This is a genomic window from Cupriavidus basilensis (genome assembly GCF_000832305.1).
GTDB lineage: Bacteria > Pseudomonadota > Gammaproteobacteria > Burkholderiales > Burkholderiaceae > Cupriavidus > Cupriavidus basilensis_F.
In genome coordinates this window covers 1253813-1274361 of record NZ_CP010536.1, presented here as the reverse complement: position 1 = coordinate 1274361, position 20549 = coordinate 1253813, and the positions used below count along the sequence as shown (strand labels likewise).

The 20549-nt window shown below is 67.1% G+C and carries 19 protein-coding genes; 14 read left to right on the top strand and 5 right to left on the bottom strand.

The window, feature by feature from the left end; all coding sequences use genetic code 11:
* Positions 1-61 precede the first annotated feature (61 nt).
* Entirely contained in the window at positions 62-895 is an 834-nt protein-coding gene (locus RR42_RS05790; protein WP_419188872.1) for a BspC domain-containing protein, read from the top strand.
* Positions 896-977: 82 nt separating this feature from the next.
* Here the strand turns inward: RR42_RS05790 and RR42_RS05785 are convergent, their stop codons facing one another.
* The gene (locus tag RR42_RS05785; protein ID WP_043344813.1) at positions 978-2120 is read right to left on the bottom strand and encodes a M14 family metallopeptidase; all 1143 of its coding nucleotides are present in this window, start codon (positions 2118-2120) and stop codon (positions 978-980) included.
* A gap of 99 nt (positions 2121-2219) precedes the next feature.
* Complete coding sequence (gene yaaA, locus RR42_RS05780) at positions 2220-3005, bottom strand: peroxide stress protein YaaA (protein ID WP_043344810.1); 786 nt, start codon at positions 3003-3005, stop codon at positions 2220-2222.
* A 39-nt stretch (positions 3006-3044) separates the two neighbouring features.
* On the opposite strand from yaaA, the gene RR42_RS05775 reads away from it, so the two are divergent.
* Positions 3045-3599 (top strand): putative toxin-antitoxin system toxin component, PIN family, encoded by a 555-nt coding sequence (locus tag RR42_RS05775; protein WP_052494470.1) that lies wholly within the window; start codon positions 3045-3047, stop codon positions 3597-3599.
* 54 nt (positions 3600-3653) lie between these two features.
* Positions 3654-4841 carry a pyridoxal phosphate-dependent aminotransferase gene (locus RR42_RS05770; protein WP_043344808.1) on the top strand — a complete coding sequence of 396 codons (1188 nt, stop codon included), beginning with the start codon at positions 3654-3656 and terminating at the stop codon, positions 4839-4841.
* Positions 4842-4915: 74 nt separating this feature from the next.
* Here RR42_RS05770 and RR42_RS05765 read toward each other — a convergent pair whose 3' ends face one another.
* Positions 4916-5557: a glutathione S-transferase gene (locus RR42_RS05765; protein ID WP_043344806.1), complete on the bottom strand. Its 642-nt coding sequence runs from the start codon at positions 5555-5557 to the stop codon at positions 4916-4918.
* Between the two features lie 232 nt (positions 5558-5789).
* Between RR42_RS05765 and RR42_RS05760 the strand changes: the two genes are divergently transcribed.
* The 8 genes from RR42_RS05760 to RR42_RS39465 all read left to right on the top strand — a co-directional run bounded on the left by RR42_RS05760 (position 5790) and on the right by RR42_RS39465 (position 15649).
* Positions 5790-7313, top strand: a complete 1524-nt coding sequence (locus RR42_RS05760) for a 3-hydroxyacyl-CoA dehydrogenase (RefSeq protein WP_043344804.1) — start codon at positions 5790-5792, stop codon at positions 7311-7313.
* 92 nt (positions 7314-7405) lie between these two features.
* A complete protein-coding gene (locus RR42_RS05755) occupies positions 7406-8185 on the top strand; it encodes an oxepin-CoA hydrolase, alternative type (RefSeq protein WP_043344803.1) in 780 nt (259 codons plus the stop codon).
* Between the two features lie 105 nt (positions 8186-8290).
* Positions 8291-9025: a histidine phosphatase family protein gene (locus tag RR42_RS05750; RefSeq protein WP_043344801.1), complete on the top strand. Its 735-nt coding sequence runs from the start codon at positions 8291-8293 to the stop codon at positions 9023-9025.
* Between the two features lie 117 nt (positions 9026-9142).
* A complete protein-coding gene (locus RR42_RS05745; RefSeq protein ID WP_043344798.1) occupies positions 9143-10219 on the top strand; it encodes a phosphotransferase in 1077 nt (358 codons plus the stop codon).
* Positions 10220-10485: 266 nt separating this feature from the next.
* Positions 10486-11493 (top strand): Bug family tripartite tricarboxylate transporter substrate binding protein, encoded by a 1008-nt coding sequence (locus tag RR42_RS05740; RefSeq protein ID WP_043344796.1) that lies wholly within the window; start codon positions 10486-10488, stop codon positions 11491-11493.
* A gap of 129 nt (positions 11494-11622) precedes the next feature.
* Positions 11623-13425, top strand: coding sequence for a VWA domain-containing protein (locus RR42_RS05735; RefSeq protein ID WP_082054808.1), 1803 nt, complete (start codon positions 11623-11625; stop codon positions 13423-13425).
* 98 nt (positions 13426-13523) lie between these two features.
* Complete coding sequence (locus RR42_RS05730) at positions 13524-14144, top strand: RNA polymerase sigma factor (protein WP_043344795.1); 621 nt, start codon at positions 13524-13526, stop codon at positions 14142-14144.
* Positions 14141-15649 carry a hypothetical protein gene (locus RR42_RS39465; protein WP_043344793.1) on the top strand — a complete coding sequence of 503 codons (1509 nt, stop codon included), beginning with the start codon at positions 14141-14143 and terminating at the stop codon, positions 15647-15649. Before RR42_RS05730 ends, RR42_RS39465 begins: the two co-directional genes overlap by 4 nt.
* Positions 15650-15674: 25 nt before the next feature.
* On the opposite strand, the gene RR42_RS05720 is transcribed toward RR42_RS39465, so the two are convergent.
* A complete protein-coding gene (locus RR42_RS05720; protein ID WP_043351448.1) occupies positions 15675-16610 on the bottom strand; it encodes a LysR family transcriptional regulator in 936 nt (311 codons plus the stop codon).
* Between the two features lie 192 nt (positions 16611-16802).
* On the opposite strand from RR42_RS05720, the gene RR42_RS05715 reads away from it, so the two are divergent.
* Complete coding sequence (locus RR42_RS05715; RefSeq protein ID WP_043344790.1) at positions 16803-18065, top strand: acyl-CoA dehydrogenase family protein; 1263 nt, start codon at positions 16803-16805, stop codon at positions 18063-18065.
* A 188-nt stretch (positions 18066-18253) separates the two neighbouring features.
* A complete protein-coding gene (locus RR42_RS05710; protein WP_043344788.1) occupies positions 18254-18946 on the top strand; it encodes a glutathione binding-like protein in 693 nt (230 codons plus the stop codon).
* A gap of 33 nt (positions 18947-18979) precedes the next feature.
* Here the strand turns inward: RR42_RS05710 and RR42_RS05705 are convergent, their stop codons facing one another.
* On the bottom strand, positions 18980-19741 hold the full coding sequence (locus RR42_RS05705) for a hypothetical protein (protein WP_043344786.1): 762 nt from the start codon (positions 19739-19741) through the stop codon (positions 18980-18982).
* Between the two features lie 414 nt (positions 19742-20155).
* Between RR42_RS05705 and RR42_RS05700 the strand changes: the two genes are divergently transcribed.
* A complete protein-coding gene (locus tag RR42_RS05700) occupies positions 20156-20545 on the top strand; it encodes a helix-turn-helix domain-containing protein (protein WP_043344785.1) in 390 nt (129 codons plus the stop codon).
* Positions 20546-20549: the final 4 nt, after the last annotated feature.

Sequence of the window (20549 nt, the reverse complement as noted above, 5' to 3'; positions counted from 1 at the left end):
GGGTTTCCTCTATCATGGCAGACCTTTGCCAACCCCTTACGCTCCAAAGCAAGACGATCCCGTGATCCGACGAATCTCTGACCTCCTCAGCAGCCGGCTGTGTGCGCTCGCTGCTGCAGTGGCAGGTGCGATCGCCCTGGTGGGCTGCGCCGATACCCCGCTCAATGATCGCGACGCCGTGATGTCCCCCGGCATCGCCACGCCGGCAGCCGCTGCCAGCTCCGCGCCCACCCGCCCCGCGCCGCCCCCGCCCGCCACCGCCGCGCCGCCCACCAAGACCGTGACCCTGCCCGCGCAAGGCCGCGTGAGCCTGGCCGAGTACCGTGCGCAAATGCGCGAGCAACTGATGCGGACCGAGAACGCCAGCGCGGATGTGGCCGATTGCGCCGCGCACGCCAGCTGGGTCGTGCCCCGCTCGGCCACCTACGACGCCCTGAAGATCCCCACCGGCGCGCTCGGCGCCGGCCAGGCGACCGTCGAGCCATGGGACGGCCGCTTCTCACAGGGCAAGCAAGCGGTACCGGTCAGCTCGGTGGTGACATTTTCCGCGACCGCCCACAAGCGCCACGCCGAAGCCCTGTGGGAACCGGTCAAGGTGCGCTGCGGCTATGCCGACGGCATGATGCTGGCCTATGAATTGCTCGATGGCAGCGGCACCGTCATCAGCGAGCCGGCGGCAGCGCCCGCGGTGCGCAGCAGCGGCGCCAGCAATACGCGCCAGGCCACCAGCAGCAAGGGCCACAAGGGCAGCAAGGCAAGCAAGTCCGGCTCCGGCAAGGCCACCAAGTCGACCTCCTCGTCCAAGTCGAGCAGCAGCAAATCGACGGCCAAGAGCAGCAGCGCCAAGACCAGCAAGGCCACCACCGGCAAGTCGACCACCAAGAAGCCGCACTGAGGCCCGCCCGGGCGCTTCGGCCCCGCATGGGGCCGCCCTGCACCTGGCCAGTCCAAGCGGCGGCCAGGTGCCCGGGACATCCTCAGCCCAGTTGCGCCAGCACCGCCTGCAGCATCGCAGCGCCCAGCAAGGCGCTACGCGCGCCATTCCAGCCCACCGCCGGATCGGGCTGGTCGGCATTGTCCTTGAACGGCATCTCCAGCGTCAGCGACAGGCAGCCAAAGGTATGGCCGATGTACTTCGAGGCCAGTTTGAGCGCATCCTGGTTGTACTTGCTGGCGGCGTAGCCGTGCACATCCTGGAAGTCCGGCGTGGCGCGCTTGAACGCGTCGATGAAACGCAATTGCTCAGCCTTCTGGACCTCGGTAAAGCCGGGCAGCATCTCGCTGCCCGCGACGAAGTTATAGGGCAGGCCTTCGTCGCCATGGATATCGAAGAACATGTCGCAGCCGGTGGCTTCGATGGCACGGCGCACGTAATACACCTCCGGGCTGGTCTGCTCGCTGGGGGCCATCCATTCGCGGTTGAGGTTGGCGCCAGCCGCATTGGTGCGCAGGTTGCCGCGCGCCGAGCCGTCGGGGTTCATGTTCGGCACGATATGGAACACGGCGCGCTCCAGCAGGCGGCGCGCCACCGGGTCGCCGGCCCACATGCCAGTGCCCGTCAGGCGCTGCAGCACACCCTCGCAGAACCATTCCGCCATGGATTCGCCGGGATGCTGGCGCGCGATCATCCAGATGGCCTTCTTGCCGTCGCCAGGCGTGCCGACCGTGACCGCGGTCATGTCGCGGCCGTCCACCGTGCTGCCCAGGTGCGACAGCCGCGCCAGCGGCGAACGCTGGCAAGTGGCCAGCAGGCAGAGGTGGCGGTCCTCCGAGTACGGCTCGAAGTAGGCTAGCCACACGCTGTCATGCTCGGGCGTGAAGGCCACCGTCATGGTGCTGCCGTCGAAGCTGGTCGGCACGCGGAACCAGTGCGCGCGGTCATAGGAGGCCACGGCCTGGTAGCCGCGCCAGCCGTCGGGGTAGGTGCAGTCGCCGGCATTGAGGAACTGCAGGCGGCATGCCTGGCCAGCCGCGCCCTGGAGCCGGAAATGGAACCACTGGCGGAACGCTGCATGCGAGTCGGCCCGGATGCGCAGGCGGATGTCGCTTGCCTGCGCAAGCGATTCGACTTCAATGGCGCCCGAATCGAAGCTGGCGGAAATATGCAGGGCTGAACTCATGATGTGGCGTCTCGGAGGGTTCGTGCCGGGATGCCTGCGGGCCATCCCTGGCGCTGGGTTCGGGGGCGATAGGGCGATAGGGCGTAGCCGGAGCGTGCGTCAGTCTTCCAGGCGGCGGCGGAAAACCCAGCGGGCATCGTCGGATGCTGCGGCATCAAAGGCGTAGCCATGCTCGGCGAAACGCTTGAGCTTGGCCGGCTCGGTGATGCGATGCGTCACCGCGTAGCGGGCCATGAAGCCGCGCGCCCGCTTGGCGTGGAAGGAAATGATCTTGTAGCGGCCGCCCTTCCAGTCCTCGAACACCGGCGTGACGATCCTGGCGCCGAGCACCTTGGGACGCACCACCTTGAAGTATTCCTCGGAGGCCAGGTTGACCAGGGCCGGGCTGCCTTCTGCCTTCTGCGCCTTGAAGTCATCGTTGAGCAACTGCGTGACGTCATCGCCCCAGAACGCATAGAGATCCTTGCCCGCCACGTTGTCCAGGCGCGTGCCCATCTCCAGCCGGTAGGGCTGCATCCAGTCGAGCGGGCGCAGCACGCCGTACAGGCCGGACAGGATGCGCACATGCTTCTGCGCAAAGCCAAGGTCATCGTCCGACAGGCTGGATGCGTCGAACCCCTCGTACACATCGCCGTTGAAGGCGAGCACGGCCTGCTTGCTGTTGGCCGCGGTAAATTCCGGCGACCAGTCGCCGTAGCGGGTGGCGTTGAGCACCGCGAGCTTGTCGGAGATGTCCATCAGCGCCCCGATATCCTGCGGCGCGAGCTTGCGCAGACGCTCGATCAACACCGCCGAACGGTCGATGAAACGGGGCAGCGTATGGGTCTTCAGACGCGAGGGCGTCTCGTAGTCGAGCGACTTGGCAGGGGACAAGACGATGAGCATGGCAAAATCGCGGCAAACACAAAGGCCAGATTGTAACGAATGCACCCCGACTCCACCGCAGTACCCCTCAATTCCCCGCCGTCCCCACAGGCCAACCCCATCCCCGGCGCGCTGGCACCGCGGGTGGTGCTCGACTCCAACATCTGGGTCGACCTGCTGGTCTTTGCGGATCCGCACGTCGAGCCGATCCGGGCCGCGCTGGACACCGGCGCCATTGCCGCGGTAATCCGCGCCGATTGCCGCGAGGAGTTGCGCCGAGTGCTGGCTTATCCGCAATTTGCCCATTTTGGTGTCGATATTCCCGCCGCCATGGCCACGGTCGACCGGCTGACCGCCCTCATCGCCATCCCGGAACAAGCCGACATCGCGGCGGCCCGCCTGCCGCGCTGCCGCGATACCGACGACCAGAAGTTCATCGAGCTGGCGCACTTTGCCCAGGCCGCCTGCCTGGTCTCCAAGGACAAGGCCGTGCTCAAGCTCAAAGGCCGCCTGCGCCGCCTGAGCGGCGTGGATATCCTGCTGCCCCAGGCCTTCGCCGGCTGGCTGGCCACGCGCGAGCAGACCACGGCGCAGGCGCCGGCCGATCCCCGCTAGAATGCCAGCATCGTTTTCCGCCCATCCCGACCGCCCAGCCTGACGCAGCTTCCCATGCCCACGAACCACTCCGCCCAGCCCGGCACCCTTGCTCCCCTCACGCCGCCGGCTTCGCGCCTGCCCAAGGTCGGCACCACCATCTTTACCGTGATGTCGGCGCTGGCCGCCGAGCGCAATGCCGTCAACCTCGGCCAAGGCTTCCCGGATTTCGACTGCGACCCGAAGATCGTCGATGCCGTCGCGCACGCCATGCGCTCTGGCCTGAACCAGTACCCGCCGATGGCAGGTGTGCCCAAGCTGCGCCAGGCCATCGCCGGCAAGATCGGCAAGCTGTACGGCCATGCCTACGACTGGGACAGCGAGATCACGGTCACCGCGGGCGCCACCCAGGGCATCCTGACCACCATCCTGTGCGCCGTGCATCCGGGCGATGAAGTGATCGTGCTGGAACCCTGCTACGACAGCTACATCCCCGCGATCGAAATGGCCGGTGGCAAGGTGGTGTCGGTGGCCCTTGACGCGCCGCACTTCCACATCCCCTTTGACCGCCTTGCCGCCGCTATCACGCCGCGCACGCGGATGCTGCTGATCAACACGCCGCACAACCCCACCGGCACCATCTGGCGCGCCGGCGACATGGATCGCCTGGCCGGACTGCTGGCCGGCACCGACATCCTGCTGCTGTCAGACGAGGTGTACGAGCACATGGTGTTCGACGGCCAGCCGCACCAGTCGGTATCGCGTCACCCCGAGCTGGCACGCCGCAGCTTCGTGGTGTCGAGCTTCGGCAAGACCTACCACGTGACTGGCTGGAAAGTGGGCTATGTGGCCGCGCCGGCCGCGCTCTCGGCCGAGTTCCGCAAGGTGCACCAGTTCAATGTGTTCACGGTAAACACCCCGGTGCAGCATGGCCTGGCCGACTACATGGCAGACCCGGCGCCCTACCTGGACCTGGCGGCCTTCTACCAGGCCAAGCGCGACTTCTTCCGCGCCGGGCTGGCCGCCACGCGCTTCAAGCTGCTGCCGTCGGACGGCACCTACTTCCAGTGCGTGGACTACTCCGCCATCTCGGACATGAGCGAGGCGGATTTCTCGATGTGGCTCACGCGCGAGATCGGCGTGGCGGCGATTCCGGTTTCGGCGTTTTACTCGCAGCCGCGGGAGTCTGGGGTGGTGCGCTTCTGTTTTGCCAAGAAGGAAGAGACGCTGGCGCTGGCCCTGGCGCGGTTGAAGGCGCTGTAAGCACCGCTTTGGCCAGCGAAAAGAAAAGCGCCCGCGGCATGCCGCGGGCGCTTTTCCTTGTGCAAACCCTTCGCTTACTTCCGGCCGCTCAGCATCAGCTCGGTATTCGCCTTGCGATCCTCATTCACCTTCTGCACCGTCGGGCGCTCCGACATGCGCTTGAGGTACTCCTTGACCGGCAGGTCGGCCAGCATGTCCGTGCCGTAGATGATCTTGGTGCAAGACGAGATCAGCGGAAAGTGCACCACCGCGGCGCAGTCCGCCAGCGTAAAGGTGTCGCCCGCCAGGTAGGGCGAGAACTTCGCCAGCTTGGCGAAGGCGGGGATATAGCGCTCCAGCAGCTTTTTCTGGCGTTCCTTGACGCCGTCGCTGACCTTGCCGCCGAAAAACGCTTCAGGGTAAAGCTCGCGCACGGTCAGCTCCAGGTACAGCTCCAGGAAAGTCACCAGTTCGCGCACCTTGGCCGCCTCGTAGGGGCTGGCGGGCAGCAGCGGCGCTTGCGGGTAGGTCGCCTCGATGTAGGCGTCCAGTACTTCGGACTCGCATAGCGGGCCGTGATCGGTGATCATGTAGGGCACCTTGCCCAGGGGCGTGGCGTCGAGATCGGTCTTGCCGATCCAGGCCAGCTCCTCCTCGAAGGGCAGGTTCTTTTCCAGCAAGGCCAGCTTGACCTTGTTGTAGTAGTTGCTGGCGGCAAAACCACAGAGCTTCAGCATGTCTGTCTCTCTCCTCGTTATGGCCTGATTGGCAACCCACCGGGTGGATCGCGATGAAATCGGGGGCTAAGGTACCCTGCCCACACACTGGCAAGCAGGCATTGTGTGCCATGACAGACTCTGGCGGTCCGCGTTGGCCGATCAGCGCACGCCGCCTGCATCGCCCCACTGTCGCGGATGATGCAAAAAACGTACGATCGTGCTAATTTAACCACACTTTTCTGGACGCACTATGAGCACTTTCACCATTGACTCGCTTGGCATCGTCGGCACCGGCGCCATGGGCCGGGGCATTGCCCAGATCGCCGCGCAGGCCGGGCTGACCGTCAGCCTGTACGATACCAACCCGCAAGCCGTGGCCGCCGCCCGGCAATACCTGCAGGATACCTTCGCCAAGCTCGCCGAAAAGGGCAAGATGAGCGCCGAGGACGGCGCCGCCGCGCTGGCCCGCGTGCTGCCCTGCAATGTGCTGGAAGACCTGGCCGGCTGCGACATGGTGCTCGAGGCCATCGTCGAGAAGCTCGAAGTCAAGCGTGACCTGGTCGCCAGGCTCGAAGCCGTCCTGCGTGCGGATGCCGTGATTGCCTCCAACACGTCATCGCTGTCGATCACCGCGATCGCGGTGGGCGCCAAGCAACCTGGCCGCATCGCCGGCTACCACTTCTTCAACCCGGTGCCGCTGATGAAGGTGGTCGAGGTGATCGACGGCTTGTCCGGCGACCCTGCCGTGGGAGACGCGCTGATGGCGCTGTCGCGCCGCCTGGGCCATACGCCGGTGCGCTGCAAGGACATGCCCGGCTTTATCGTCAATCATGCCGGCCGCGGCATGAATATCGAAGGCCTGAAGGTCGCGCAGGAAGGCGTGGCCGACTTCGCCGACATCGACGCCATCATGCGCGAGCAGGCGGGCTTTCGCATGGGCCCCTTCGAGCTGATGGACCTGACCGGGCTGGACGTGTCGCACCCGGTGATGGAATCCATCTACAACCAGTTCTACCAGGAGCCGCGCTACCGGCCGTCGCCCATCACGGCGATCCGCTCGGTGGGCGGCCTGATCGGCCGCAAGGCCGGTGCCGGTTTCTACCGCTATGCCGACGGCCAGAAGCAGCTGCCCGCCACCGCCGCCCTGCCAGCGGCGCGCCCCGCCAGTGTCTGGGTGAGCCGCGCCGACGAGCGCGGCCATGACATGGCCGTCAAGCTGATCCTCGCGCTAGGCATGACGCCGGAAGCCGGCAACCATCCCTCCGGCGACGCCCTGATCGTGGTCACGCCGCTGGGCCTGGACGCCACCACCTGCGCGCTGCAGGAAGGACTTGACCCGGCCCGCGTAATCGCCATCGACACCCTGCTGCCGTTCGAAGCCACCAAGCGCCGCACGCTGATGACCACGCCGGCCACGTCAGCCGCCATGCGCGAGGCCGCGCATGGCCTGTTCGGCAGCGACGGCGTGCCCGTGACCGTGATCCGCGACTCGGCCGGCTTCGTGGCCCAGCGCATCATCAGCTGCATCGTGAACATCGCCAGCGACATCGCGCAACAGCGCATTGCCACGCCGGTGGACATCGACCTCGCCGTCAACCTCGGCCTGGGCTACCCCAAGGGCCCGCTGGCGCTGGGCGACGTGATCGGCCCGCACCTGGTACTGACCGTGCTGCGCAACCTGGAACGCCTGACCGGCGACATGCGCTACCGCCCTAGCCCGTGGCTGTGGCGCCGCGCCGGCCTCAAGCTGTCGCTGCTGGCCGAAGAGCAGTAAGAACCGCGACCGCAGGCTTGTTTCCGGCCTGCGGTCGTTTCGTATCCAACACCGCATTGCATCGTTGCATTCGCTCATCCGCACAGGCCGCCATGACCGCACAGCTGCTATCCGAACGCGTCGACACCACCCTGGTGCTGACCATCTCGAACCCCGAGGCACGCAACGCGCTGCATCCGGACATCTACGCGGCCTCGCAGCAAGCGCTTGAGCTGGCCTCGCGCGACGACGAAATCCGCGCGGTGGTGATCACCGGCGCCGATGGCGTGTTCTGCGCCGGCGGCAACCTCAACCGCCTGCTTGGCAACCGCGCCAAGCCGCGCGAGGTGCAAGCCGAGAGCATCGAAGTCCTGAACCACTGGATCGAAACGCTGCACGCCTTCCCCAAGCCGATCATCGCCGCCGTGGAAGGCCCCGCGGCGGGCGCCGGCTTCTCGCTGGTGCTCGCCTGCGATTTCGTGGTGGCCGCCAGCGACGCCAAGTTCGTGATGGCCTACGTCAACGTTGGCCTGACGCCTGACGGCGGTGGCTCGTACGAGCTGGCCCGCGCCCTGCCCCGGCAGCTCGCCTCCGAACTGATCATGGAAGGCAAGCCCGTGGATGCCGCGCGCCTGGCGCATTTCGGGCTGGTCAACCGCGTGGTGCCGCCCGGCCAGGCGCTGACCGAAGCGCTGCGCCTGGGCGAATCGCTGGCCACGCGCTCGCCGCACGCCATGGGCCGCATCAAGGGCCTGATCAACCACGCCGCCACCGCCAGCCTGACCGAGCACCTGGCGCAAGAACGCGACAACTTCGTGGCCGCGCTGCATCACAAGGATGGCGGTGAAGGCATCGGCGCCTTCCTGGAAAAGCGCAAGCCGAACTACCGCTAAGCCGCCCTGCCCGCCGGGTTCGCCAACGCGCGTACCCGGCCTCGCAATGCCACGCCAATGATGCCCGCGCAGACAGGCACAGAAGCACAAGCACCGGAGACTTGCATGGAATTGCCGCCCTCGCCCCGCCGCCGCATCTACCTGATGCGCCATGGCGCGGTGACCTACTTCGACGAGACCGGGCGCCCCGCGCTGCCCGAGCTGGTGCCGCTCAACGAGACCGGGCGCGTGCAGGCCAGCGCGGCTGGCCGTGCCTTTGCCGCCGAGAACATTGGCTTTGACCGCATCATCGTCAGCGGGCTGCCGCGCACGGTGGAGACCGCCGAGCGCGTGGTGGCGGCGTTGCCCGGCATGGCCGATGCCGCGATGGAAACCTGGCCCGAGCTGCAGGAAATCCGCGGCGGCAAGCTGCAAGGCATCAGCGACGACAAGCTGCGCGATGCCTTTATCGGCGCCTTCGAAGGCGAAGTGCCCGAAGACAAGCGCTTCCTCGATGGCGAGAGCGTGGGTGAATTCCTTGACCGCGTGCTGCCTGCGCTGCGCCGCCTGCGCGACGACCCGAACTGGGACACCGCCCTGCTGGTCCTGCATGGCGGCACCAACCGCGCCATCCTCTCCCACGCCATCACCTGCGGGCGCCGCGTGTTCTACGGCAGCCTGATGCAAACCGCCGGCTGCATCAATGTGCTGGACGTGGGCGACGATCCGCTGGACTGGGTGGTGCGCATGATGAACTACTCGCCGCCCACGCCAGTGCACAGCGGTACGCGCCACACCACCATGGAAGTGTTGCTGCATCAATATCTGCGCTTTCGCGACCTGCGCGGGCCGGCCAGCTAGCCACGCCGCATAGAGATAAAGATGAAACAGACAAGACGGACAAGACAGACAAGACAGACAAGACAGACGTAATCGAATCTCGAAAAACCCGGAACATACCGAAAACACGGAGACAGCATGAGCACCAACGTTTCGAATTTCGAAGGCACCCGCGAGGTAGCCGAGCAGCAACGCTTTGACATGGCCGCGCTGGAAGCCTGGATGCGCGAGCATGTCGCCGGCTTTGCCGGCCCGCTCTCCATCGAGCAGTTCAAGGGCGGCCAGTCCAACCCCACCTTCAAGCTGATCACGCCGGGCCAGACCTACGTGATGCGCGCCAAGCCGGGCCCCAAGTCCAAGCTGCTGCCTTCGGCCCACGCCATCGAGCGCGAATACCGCGTGATGGCCGCACTGGCCGGCACCGATGTGCCAGTGGCCAGGATGTACGCGCTGTGCGAAGACGAAACCGTGATCGGCCGCGCCTTCTACATCATGGAATTCGTCGCCGGGCGCGTGCTGTGGGACCAGTCGCTGCCCGACATGACGCCGGCCGAGCGCGCCGCCATCTACGACGAGATGAACCGCGTCATCTCCGCGCTGCACACCGTCGACTACAAGGCCATCGGCCTGGGCGACTACGGCAAGCCGGGCAACTACTTCTCGCGCCAGATCGAGCGCTGGACCAAGCAGTACAAGCTGTCCGAGACCGAGAGCATCCCGGCCATGGACTCGCTGATGGCCTGGCTGCCCGAGCATATCCCGCAGGAAGACGCCGATCTTACGTCCATCGTGCATGGCGACTACCGGCTGGACAACCTCATGTTCCACCCCACCGAGCCCCGCGTGCTGGCCGTCCTCGACTGGGAACTGTCCACGCTGGGGCACCCGATGGCCGACTTCGGCTACCACTGCATGAGCTGGCACATCGCCCCGGGACAGTTCCGCGGCATCGCTGGCCTGGACCATGCCGGACTTGGCATCCCTGACGAGGCCACTTACCGCCGTACCTACGAGCAACGCACCGGCCGGCCGATCACCGGTGACTGGAATTTCTACCTGGCGTTCAGCATGTTCCGGATTGCCGGCATCCTGCAGGGGATCATGAAGCGCGTGGTGGACGGGACGGCCTCCTCCGCGCAGGCCGCGGATGCAGGAAAGCGTGCCCGGCCGATGGCGGAAATGGGCTGGGAGTACGCAAAGAAGGCAAAGCAATAACAATCCGACACTTCGCCGGAATCATCAGGAAACCTCTTCCCAAGCGCGGGGAAGAGGTTTTTTTACGGGACAAGTTATCGTATCAGATGATGTGTTGCCCTGTTTTCGGCAATCACCTCCAATCACCTCACTGCGACCCGCACCGGGTTCGCCATCCCTCACACCCAGAGCGCTGCCAGAAAATGCCCTGGACCCGCCCAGTACTTCCGGCTATGATTCAACATATACGACAACATACAACAAAGACAAAGCCGGAGACAACGCCAATGCCAAGCAGCCGCCGCACCTTCCTGACCCAACTCTCGACCCTGGGCGCAACCGCCACGCTTGGCAGCCTGGGCGCAGCCGGCACGCTGCTGTCGTCCACGGCGAAAGCCGCCGACTGGCCTACCCGCCCGATCCGGCTGGTTGTACCCTATCCCGCCGGCGGCTCATCCGACATCATTGCGCGCCTGATCAGCCGCCAGCTCGGCGAGGCGCTCGGCCAACCCATCGTGGTGGATAACCGCCCAGGCGCCAACGGCAATATCGGCGCCGCCATGGTCGCGCAGGCCGGCGCCGACAATCACACGTTGCTGCTGTGCGATGTCGGCGCGCTGGCCATCAGCCCGTCCGTCTACACCAAACTCACGTTCGATCCCGGCAAGGACCTGAGGGGCGTTTCCATGCTGGCGTATTCGCCGCATCTGCTGGTGGTCCATCCCTCGGTGCAGGTCAGTAACCTCAAGGAACTGGTGGACCTGTCCAAGCGCACCCAGCTCAACTTCGCCGTGACCGCCATCGGCAGCGCGCCGCACCTGGCGGGCGTGGCGGTGGCGCAGGCTACCGGCGCGAAGTGGCAGTACGTGCCATACAAAGGCGGTGCGCAGGCGGTGGCCGATACCGTGGGCGGCACCGCCCAGGTGCTGATGAACGGCATGCTGGCGACGCTGCCCCAGGTGCAGGCCGGCAAGCTGAAGGTGATCGCGGTGTCCAAGAAGACCCGCATGCCGCTGGTGGGGCAAGTGCCTACCATCGCCGAGCAAGGGGTGCCGGGCTTCGAGTCTGGCACCTGGCAAGGCGTGATGGCGCCCGCGGGCATGCCCGATGCGCTGGTGGCACGCATCAGCAGCGAACTGATCCGCATCATCCGCTCGCCGGAAGTGCGCGCGCAGCTCGCCGGCCAGGGGGCGGAAGTGGTGACCATGACGCCACCGGAGACAAACAAGTTCTTCGTCGCCGAGCGGGCACGCTGGGCAACCGTGGTGAAGCAGGCCGACATCCGGCTCGACTGACCCGCATGCCGGGTCTTGGCGAATTCTGACTTTTTTGCTCGCGCTTAACCCCTTGCTCCAGGCTGCCTCGTTTCACTGACAGCGCCCTGCCGCCGGCATCGCCGGCGCGGCCCTTCAGGAGAAAAGAACATGCTTAAGCGCTTGGGAGCCTTGGCCATCGCCTTTGCGGTGGCCGCTTGCGGTGGTCATTCCACCACTGCCCCTACCCCGCCGGATCTGCCCGCGCGCGCCGACAACGCGGCACCGGCCACGCAGCCGGTGGCACCACCCCCGGTTGCCCCGGCCGCTCCCGTGCAGTCCGTGCCCACCGTACCCATGGCACAGGCCCGCAATACCGCGCCTGCCGCCAGGGAGGCGATCGCCGGCGCCATGGCCGATGCCTACGCGCCTGCCATGCGCGCCATGCCTGCGCCGCCCATGACCCTGATGGCACGCCCCAAGCCCTATCCGCAGCAGCTGCCCGGGCCAGACCGTGAGCGCTATGGCGCCATCGACGAGAACGGCGTGCAGCAGGTAGCGCAAGCGCCTGTCTCGACCTTCAGCATCGACGTCGACACCGGCAGCTACAGCAATGTGCGCCGCCTGCTCAATGCCGGCCGCCTGCCGCCGGCCGACGCGGTGCGCGTGGAGGAAATGGTCAACTACTTCCCGTACGACTACGCGCAGCCGCGCGACGGCCGGCCCTTTGCCGTGCACGCTGACGCCGCGCCCGCGCCATGGCAAGCGCGCAACGTGCTGCTGCGCATCGGCATCAAGGCGGCCGACGCGGCGCGCGACAGCCTGCCGCCGGCCAACCTGGTCTTCCTGGTCGATGTGTCGGGGTCGATGTATTCGCCCGACAAGCTGCCGCTGCTGAAGTCCTCGCTCAAGCTGCTGACCAACGCGCTGCGCGCGCAGGACCGCATCACGCTGGTGACCTACGCCAGCGGCACGCGCGTGGTGCTGCCGCCAACGTCGGGCAGCGACAAGGCAACCATCTCGTCGGCCATCGACTCCCTGGCAGCGGGCGGCTCGACCGCCGGCGCGAGCGGCATCGCGCTGGCCTACCAGGCTGCGCAGCAGAGCTTTATCGCGGGCGGCATCAACCGCGTGCTGCTAGCCACCGATGGCGATTTCAACGTGGGCATCACCGACTTGCGCCAGCTCAAGGCCCTGGTCGCGGAGAAGCGCAAGTCCGGCGTGTCTCTGTCCACGCTGGGCTTTGGCACCGGCAACTACAACGACCAGATGATGGAGCAACTGGCCGACGCGGGCGATGGCGCCTACTCGTACATCGACAACCTGATGGAAGGCCAGAAGGTGCTGGTCGAAGAGTTCAGCTCCACGCTGGCGACGGTGGCGCGCGACGTCAAGATCCAGGTCGAGTTCAACCCCGCCACGGTCAAGGAATACCGCCTGATCGGCTATGAAAACCGCGCGCTCAGGCGCGAGGATTTCAACAACGACCAGGTCGACGCCGGCGACATCGGCGCCGGCCACACCGTGACAGCGCTCTATGAACTGACGCTGGCGGGCCAGCCCGGCCTGATCGAGCCGCTGCGCTACCAGCCGGCGAGCCCCGCCGCCCAGCCGGACAAGGGCACCGCTGGCGAGCTGGCCCACATCAAGCTGCGCTACAAGCTGCCGCAGGCGCAAGCCAGCGAGCTGATCGACCTGACCGTGCAGGACAGCGCGGTGCGGCCGCTGGCGCAGGCCGACGATGCCTTGCGCTTCGCCGCGGCGGTAGCCGGCTTCGGCCAGATACTGCGTGGCGGCAATCATGTCAACGGCTGGACCTATGCCGACGCGCGCACCCTGGCGCTCGGCGCGCGCGGCACCGACCGCTTTGGCTACCGCGGCGAATTCATCAAGCTGGTCGACCTGGCGCAGGCCCTGTCCACGCGCGCCCCGCTGGCGCAAAGCGGCGAGCCTGCCAGGGAGCCGCCACGCTGAGGCCGCCTCGCTCACCATCCGCCGGGTTGCCCGCGCGCAGGCACCCGGCATGCACAGCCCCTCGCAGCGGCGCGCGGGGCTGTCATATACTCCCGCGCATGCATGCCTCCCCACGTGGCGCCCCGCCCTCCCCATCCTCTGCCGGACTGTCCGCGCTGCCGGATACCGACCTGATGCTGCTGGTCGCCAACGGCCTGATCGAGCAGCCGGTGGCCGAGCTGTTCCGCCGCCACAACGCAGCGCTGTACAACTACGTGGCCTGGCTTTGCCAGGGCAACACCGGCGAGGCCGAGGACGTGACCCAGAAGACCTGGGTCAAGCTGATGACCCGCTGCGCGGACTACCAGCCCAGCGCGGCCCTGCGCACCTTCCTGTTCCAGATCGCGCGCAATACCTGGCTGGACCAGTTGCGCGGTGCCTACGAGCGCCAGCGCGACATGCTCGACGAGACGCACCTCGCCCTGCCGGCGGACGATCTCAGCCCCGAGGCCGAGGCGCAGCTGCGCCAGAACCTGCAGGGCGTGCGGCAAGCGCTGCTGGCGCTGCCGGCGGCGCAGCGCGAGGTGATCGTGCTGCGCTTCTTCAGCGAGATGAGCGTGGAGGACATCGCCCTGACGCTGGGCGAGAAGTTCGAAACCATCAAGAGCCGGCTGCGCTACGCCTTTGCGCGGCTGCGCGAGAGCCTGGCGGCCACGGTGCCGCAGGAGCCGCTGCCATGAGCGCGGACGAACGCTTCATCGCCGGCGAGGACCGGCTCGCGGCATTGCTGCGCGAGTTGCCCGCCTTTGTACCACCCGCCTCGCTGGAGGCCTCGGTGCTGGCCGCGGCGCGTGCGGAGCAGGCGGCGCGCAACGCGCCAGCGCCGCTGCCGCCTGCCTCGCTGCCGGCCAAGGTCCGGGCCTACGCCGAACAAGCCGAGGCGCCCGCCGACGATGACGAGCTGGATTTCACGCCGCCGGCGGGATTGCAGGCATCGGTCATGGCGCAAGCCGCACGGATCCAGGCGGCACAGGCCACGCGCCGCAATGCCGTGCTGGAGGAAATCCGGCGCGGCGACGTGCCGCAAAGCGTGCTCGGCGCGCCTGTCAGCGAGGCTGCGCAGGCGTGGCTGCGTGAGCAGGCGCTGTCCGCACAACCGGCCGAAGGCGAAGCGTCAACTGGCAAGCCGCCCCGTGCCCGCCCCGCACGGCGCTGGTGGCCCGCGCTGGGCGCGCTCGCCGCCACCCTCGGCGTGGGCGTCTTGTCGCTGCAGATCGTCATGCGCCAGCTTGACCTGCGCAACGGCGAAATCACGTTGCCCGCCCAAGCCCCGGCCCCCGTGGCGGACACGGCGGACAAGGCGGACAAGGCGGACAAGGCGGCGAACAAGCCCGCAAAGCAGGCGGAACCCGCCAAGCCGGTTGCACAAGCGGCGGTGCAGCCAGCGGCCCCAGCCCCAGTTCCGCAAGCGGAATCCGCGGGACAGCCGGCGTCGCCGCGCGCGGATGCGCCAGTGCCTCCGCCCGCCGCTCAAGCCACTAACGCCACTAAAGCCGCACAGCCTGCGCCTGCGCCGGCCAGCCCGCCCGCCACGGCCAACGCACAGCCCCTGCGCCCACCGCCCGCCGAGGCACCGGCCGAGGCCGCGCCGCGCGAGCCGGACCGGCTAGCGCAGCGGCGTGCACCTGAACCCAGGGAAAACGCGGCAGGCATGGCGGGCTCGCTCTCCGCCGGAGCGCCTCCCGCCGCAGCGGCCGCGCCGGCGGTACGTGTCCCGGCACCCATGGCATCCATGGCGCCGATCGCGCCGATGGCGGCCATAGCGCCGCCAGCCCCGATCGCACCCATCGCGCCACCGGCGCCAGCGCCCACCTTCGATGCACCCAGGCTGGCACTGCGTGCCAGCCCGTCGCAGCAGGCCGATGCGGCACGCGCACCCGCGCCTGCCGCACGCGTGCAAAGAGTGGGAACGTTGACGATGAGCTTGCGGGAGGAACCGCAGCTAGCGGTGGAGCGCTTGCTGTCCGCCCCGTCGGGGGCCGAGCCCGCCGCCGGGGCGCAGCTGGCGCTGCGTGTCACGGCGTCGGCGCCGGCAAGCCCCGAGGTCAGGGCGTGGGTCGAGCGGCTATGGCAGGCGGTGCCGGCGCCATACCGGCCGCCGCTGCCCTATGCGGTGCAGGCCGACAGCACGTTGCCGCCAGCCACCGTGCGCATCGAGCGCCAGGCCGACAGCGCGCCTTGGTAGGTTCAGGGACCAAAGCTCGACGCGTTCAGTCCTGCGCCACCTCGCCCACACCGCCGCCGAGCGCGTTGATCACCGCCAGCAGCTGCTCGCGCAGCCAGCGATTGGCGCCATCGTTCTCGCCGCCGGCATGCCAGTAGAGGTGCAGCTCCAACGTAGGCACCTTGAAGGGCAGCGAGAGCAGGCGATTGGCATAGGGCTCGTTGGCGATGCGCGCGTAGCGCAGCGGCAGCGTGGCCAGCAAGTCGGTGCAGCTCACCACCCTGCAGGCAGCGGCGTAATGCTGGCAGCGCAGCCGCACCCGGCGCGTCAGGCCCATGCGGTGCAGCGCCTGGTCTTCCAGTCCGGCCCCGCGCCGGCGGGACGACACATGCACATGCTCGGCGGCCAGGTAGCGCTCCAGCGTCAGCTCCTTCTTCATCAGCGGATGGTCGCGGCGGGCCAGCACCACCATCGGGTCGGCCATGAAAGGCGTGTGATGGATGGCCGGCGACACCGGCAGCAGGATATCGATGGCGGCGTCGAGCGTGCCGGCGAGCAGTTCCGACTCCATCTCGCGCCGGTCGAAGCGGATCGCCGCGATCTCCACCTGCGGCGCCATCGCGGTCACGCGCGCCATGAGCGGCGGCAGCAGGGTGGACTCCAGCGCATCGCGCATGCCAATGGTGAAGCGGCGCACCGTGGCCGCCGGATCGAAGTGCGGCGTGTCCTGCAAGGTGCGGGCAAAGGATTGCAGGGCCGTGCGCACCTCGGTGGCCAGCGAGCGCGCCAGCGGCGTGGGTGCCATGCCTTGCCCCCGCCGCTCGAATAGCGGGTCGTCGAACAAGAGGCGCATGCGCCCCAGCGCGTGGCTGACCGCGGGCTGGGTCAGGTTGAGCTGGCGGGCGGCGGCCGTGATGCTGCCTTCGCTATAAATAGCGTCGAACACCACGAAGAGATTCAGGTCGATGCGGGATAGCTGCATGTCGGGCATTCTGGCATGGAATGCACAGTATTGATACTGACAAATCCAGAAAATTCATTTTTCTAATTACCTGGATTGCGGTACAGTCCTCTCCAGTCGGCGCAAACCGCGTCCGCCGGTGCCGGAAACGGCCCGCCGCAACCCGCGGCGGCCCAACCGATACCGGCCTCATTCAGAGGTGGAGGAGACAACATGCAATTCGAGTACACCCCCAAGGTCAAGGAAATGCAGGCTCGCCTGCTGGCCTTCTTCGACAAGCACATCTATCCGAACGAGAAGCGCTTCTACGCCGAGATTCAGGCCAACCGCCAGGCCGGCAACGCCTGGGTCCCGACCAAGGTGATCGAGGAACTCAAGCCGCTGGCGCGCGAAGCCGGCCTGTGGAACCTGTTCCTGCCCCATTCCAAGCGTGCCCCGGAAGGCTTGTCCAACCTGGAATACGCACCGCTGTGCGAGATCATGGGCCGGGTGCCCTGGTCGGCCGAAGTCTTCAACTGCGCGGCGCCCGATACCGGCAACATGGAGACGCTGGAGCGCTACGCGTCGGACGAACTCAAGGACAGGTGGCTTGAGCCGCTGCTGCGCGGCGAGATCCGCTCGGCCTTCCTGATGACCGAGCCGGCCGTGGCTTCGTCGGACGCCACCAATATCTGCTGCAGCATCCGCCGCGATGGCGACGAGTACGTGATCAACGGCACCAAGTGGTGGTCGTCGGGCGCGGGCGATCCCCGTTGCGAGGTCTATATCGTGATGGGCAAGACCGACCCGGAAGCGGGCCGCCATGAGCAGCAATCGATGATCGTGGTGCCGGCCGATACCGCAGGCATCACCATCAAGCGCTTCCTGCCGGTGTTCGGCTACGACGACGCGCCGCACGGCCACATGGAGATCGAGCTGAAGGACGTGCGCGTGCCGGCGGCCAACATCCTGCTGGGCGAAGGCCGCGGCTTCGAGATCGCCCAAGGCCGCCTCGGCCCGGGCCGCATCCACCACTGCATGCGCAGCATCGGCGTGGCCGAGCGCGCACTGGAACTGCTGTGCAAGCGCGCCCTGTCGCGCGTCGCATTCGGCAAGCCGGTGGCCGCCCAGGGCGTGACGCGCGAGCGCATCGCCGAAGCCCGCTGCGAAATCGAAATGGCGCGCCTGCTGACGCTCAAGGCCGCCTACATGATGGACACCGCCGGCAACAAGGTGGCCAAGGCCGAGATCGCCATGATCAAGGTCGTCGCCCCCAACATGGCGCTGAAGGTGATCGACTGGGCCATCCAGGTGCACGGCGCCGCTGGCGTCTCGGACGAATTCCCGCTGGCCAACTGGTGGGCGCACCAGCGCACCCTGCGCCTGGCCGATGGCCCGGACGAGGTGCACCGCAACGCCATCGCCAAGCTGGAGCTGGCCAAGCACATGGGCGTGAGCTCGGACGACATCAACATGCCGGTGACACGCGGCTTCTAAGCTGCAACAAGCCGCAGCAAGCCGCAATCCGCCACGACCGGCCTCACCGCCGGCCCTGCTGGCAACATGGGAAACGCGCAGCCAGTCTGCGCGTTTTTTTCTTCTGTGCTTAAATCGCGCGGTTCGCCACGCGTGTGGTCGATGTGGCGATTCACCGTTTGCACGATCGCAGCCAGGAGCCCTTCCCGATGATCGACGTCTACAGCTGGCCCACGCCCAACGGCCACAAAATCCACATCATGCTCGAGGAGTGCGGCCTCGCGTACAAGGTCCACCCCATCAACATCGGCGCCGGCGACCAGTTCGGCGAGGACTTCCTCAAGATCAGCCCGAACAACAAGATCCCGGCCATCGTCGATCCCGACGGCCCGGACGGCAAACCCATCTCGCTGTTCGAGTCCGGCGCCATCCTGCTTTACCTCGCCGGCAAGACCGGCAAGTTCCTGCCCGAGGACGTGCGCGGCAAGTACGACGCGCTGCAATGGCTGATGTTCCAGATGGGCGGCGTCGGCCCGATGCTCGGCCAGGCGCACCATTTCCGCATGTATGCGCCACAGCAGATCGAGTACGCCATCAACCGCTACACCAACGAGGCCAAGCGCCTGTACGGCGTCATCGACAAGCAATTGTCGGAACATGCCTGGCTGGCCGGCAGCGAATACTCCGTGGCCGATATCGCGACCTTCCCGTGGCTGCGCAGCTGGCAGAACCAGGGCGTGGAGCTCGACGACTATCCGCACCTGAAGCGCTGGTTCCTTGAGATCGCCGAGCGGCCCGCCGTGCAGCGCGGCGTCGCGGTGCTGGCGCAGGAACGCAAGCCGCTGAGCGGCGACAAGGAACGGGAAATCCTGTTCGGCGCCACGCAGTACCAGCGCCGCTGAGCAGCCCGCCGGCGCGGCCATGGCGCCAGGCTGTCAATGCAGGGAAACCACCTGCATCTCGCCCGCGCCGGCCACGCGCGCCGGCGCCTGCAGGCAGCACAGCAGGCTCGCTGCGGGATGCAGCGCCTCGATCCGGTACGCCTCATCCGCATCCGGCGCGAAGACCATGCCCGGCTGCAGGTACGCCACCTGCCGCTCGACATGCGGCCATGGCGAATGCCACTGCAAGCATAGCGTGCCCGCATGGCAGGCCGCCCAGTTCAGCCCGGCCGCGCGCAAGCGCAGCGCCCATTCAGGCTCACCCTCGGCCAGACAGACAAAGGCCGCGTTGGCGCGCGGCACATCATGCTCACCGTGCTGCGCGCCATCGGCCTGCCAGAGATCCGCCTGGCCCTCGGCAAAGGCATCGTAGCTGCTGGTCACGCCCGCTCCCACCAGCCCGACGGCATTCGGGTCCAGGATCGCACGGATCAATACCGTGTCCTGCAGCGCCGCCAGATGCACGCGCTCGGCCTGGCGCAGCGCATACACGCCACCCACCGACACCAGCACCGGCTCGCCGCCCACCGGCGTCAGCTTGATCGTGCCGTGCAGGCAAGCCCACCACTCGGCGCGCGTGGTGACAATGCCGGACTGCATCGCGCCCTGCCGCAAGAAGATGTAGTCCCCGCTGCTGCCCAGGCCGGCAGCTTCCGGCACCACCCTTACCTGCAGGCCCACGCGCAACTGCGACGCGGTTCCGCCTGTCAGGATTTCGCCGCGCATCTGCGCGTCGAACAACGAAAAAATACGCATGGCACTCACTCTCCGCGTAGTGGAAAAATACAGCGCCGCGCTTCCCCGGGGATTGGAGTGCCTCTATGTCGAGGTCGTGATCTTTTTAGCCTGGTGCCTCGCCGCCTTGACAAGATGCCGAGGCGGGCCGCCTCTTTCCTTGTGGCCACGAAACCCATTAGTAACACTTGGACAAGGTTTTACCCTGCGCCGACGGGCATCATCCGCAGGTTGCCAGGTTGTCAGCAACGTGTTTGCCGCGTCTCGCCTGGCACGCAACGACGTACGGAGACGCGTGACGAGTACCGGGTACCCGATACCGAGTGCCGAGTACCGAGTGCCGGGCCAGTGACCTATAGTGCGTACTACTATAAGGCGTCGCTACAAAGAGGTCAAACCCTTAGCCTCGATCTGTTCTCAATCACGTACAGAGCCATGGTCGCCGATCCTCTCAAGCGCTTCGGGCTGCACCTTGCCGAGCTGCGCAAACAACGTGGCTGGTCACAGGAAAAGCTCGCTCTCGAAAGCGGCATGGCGCGCTCCTACCTCAGCGGCATCGAGCGCGGCGTGCGCAATGTCTCCTTGATCAATATCTGCGCGCTGGCCGGCACACTGGGCGTGGACGCCAGCGAGATGCTCAACTTCAGCGAGGCCGACAGCGGTGGCCGCGGCGGCGCACTCGTGCTGGAACAACGCTGCGCCGAGTTCAACATCACGCCGGCACAGCGCGTCACGGTGCGCCATATGGCCTTGATGACCGATGCAGAGCAGGACGTGATCGCATCGGTGGCGCGCACGATCGCCGTCAGGGCCGTGCAGGCCTGACGGC

Coding starts and splice junctions, on each gene's coding strand:
- yaaA (WP_043344810.1), bottom strand. CDS start 3,005: ATGCTCATCGTCTTGTCCCCTGCCAAGTCGCTCGACTACGAGACGCCC.
- RR42_RS05745 (WP_043344798.1), top strand. CDS start 9,143: ATGAGCACCAACGTTTCGAATTTCGAAGGCACCCGCGAGGTAGCCGAG.
- RR42_RS05735 (WP_082054808.1), top strand. CDS start 11,623: ATGCTTAAGCGCTTGGGAGCCTTGGCCATCGCCTTTGCGGTGGCCGCT.
- RR42_RS05750 (WP_043344801.1), top strand. CDS start 8,291: ATGGAATTGCCGCCCTCGCCCCGCCGCCGCATCTACCTGATGCGCCAT.
- RR42_RS39465 (WP_043344793.1), top strand. CDS start 14,141: ATGAGCGCGGACGAACGCTTCATCGCCGGCGAGGACCGGCTCGCGGCA.
- RR42_RS05775 (WP_052494470.1), top strand. CDS start 3,045: ATGCACCCCGACTCCACCGCAGTACCCCTCAATTCCCCGCCGTCCCCA.
- RR42_RS05760 (WP_043344804.1), top strand. CDS start 5,790: ATGAGCACTTTCACCATTGACTCGCTTGGCATCGTCGGCACCGGCGCC.
- RR42_RS05710 (WP_043344788.1), top strand. CDS start 18,254: ATGATCGACGTCTACAGCTGGCCCACGCCCAACGGCCACAAAATCCAC.
- RR42_RS05720 (WP_043351448.1), bottom strand. CDS start 16,610: ATGCAGCTATCCCGCATCGACCTGAATCTCTTCGTGGTGTTCGACGCT.
- RR42_RS05705 (WP_043344786.1), bottom strand. CDS start 19,741: ATGCGTATTTTTTCGTTGTTCGACGCGCAGATGCGCGGCGAAATCCTG.
- RR42_RS05785 (WP_043344813.1), bottom strand. CDS start 2,120: ATGAGTTCAGCCCTGCATATTTCCGCCAGCTTCGATTCGGGCGCCATT.
- RR42_RS05740 (WP_043344796.1), top strand. CDS start 10,486: ATGCCAAGCAGCCGCCGCACCTTCCTGACCCAACTCTCGACCCTGGGC.
- RR42_RS05755 (WP_043344803.1), top strand. CDS start 7,406: ATGACCGCACAGCTGCTATCCGAACGCGTCGACACCACCCTGGTGCTG.
- RR42_RS05770 (WP_043344808.1), top strand. CDS start 3,654: ATGCCCACGAACCACTCCGCCCAGCCCGGCACCCTTGCTCCCCTCACG.
- RR42_RS05715 (WP_043344790.1), top strand. CDS start 16,803: ATGCAATTCGAGTACACCCCCAAGGTCAAGGAAATGCAGGCTCGCCTG.
- RR42_RS05730 (WP_043344795.1), top strand. CDS start 13,524: ATGCATGCCTCCCCACGTGGCGCCCCGCCCTCCCCATCCTCTGCCGGA.
- RR42_RS05765 (WP_043344806.1), bottom strand. CDS start 5,557: ATGCTGAAGCTCTGTGGTTTTGCCGCCAGCAACTACTACAACAAGGTC.
- RR42_RS05700 (WP_043344785.1), top strand. CDS start 20,156: ATGGTCGCCGATCCTCTCAAGCGCTTCGGGCTGCACCTTGCCGAGCTG.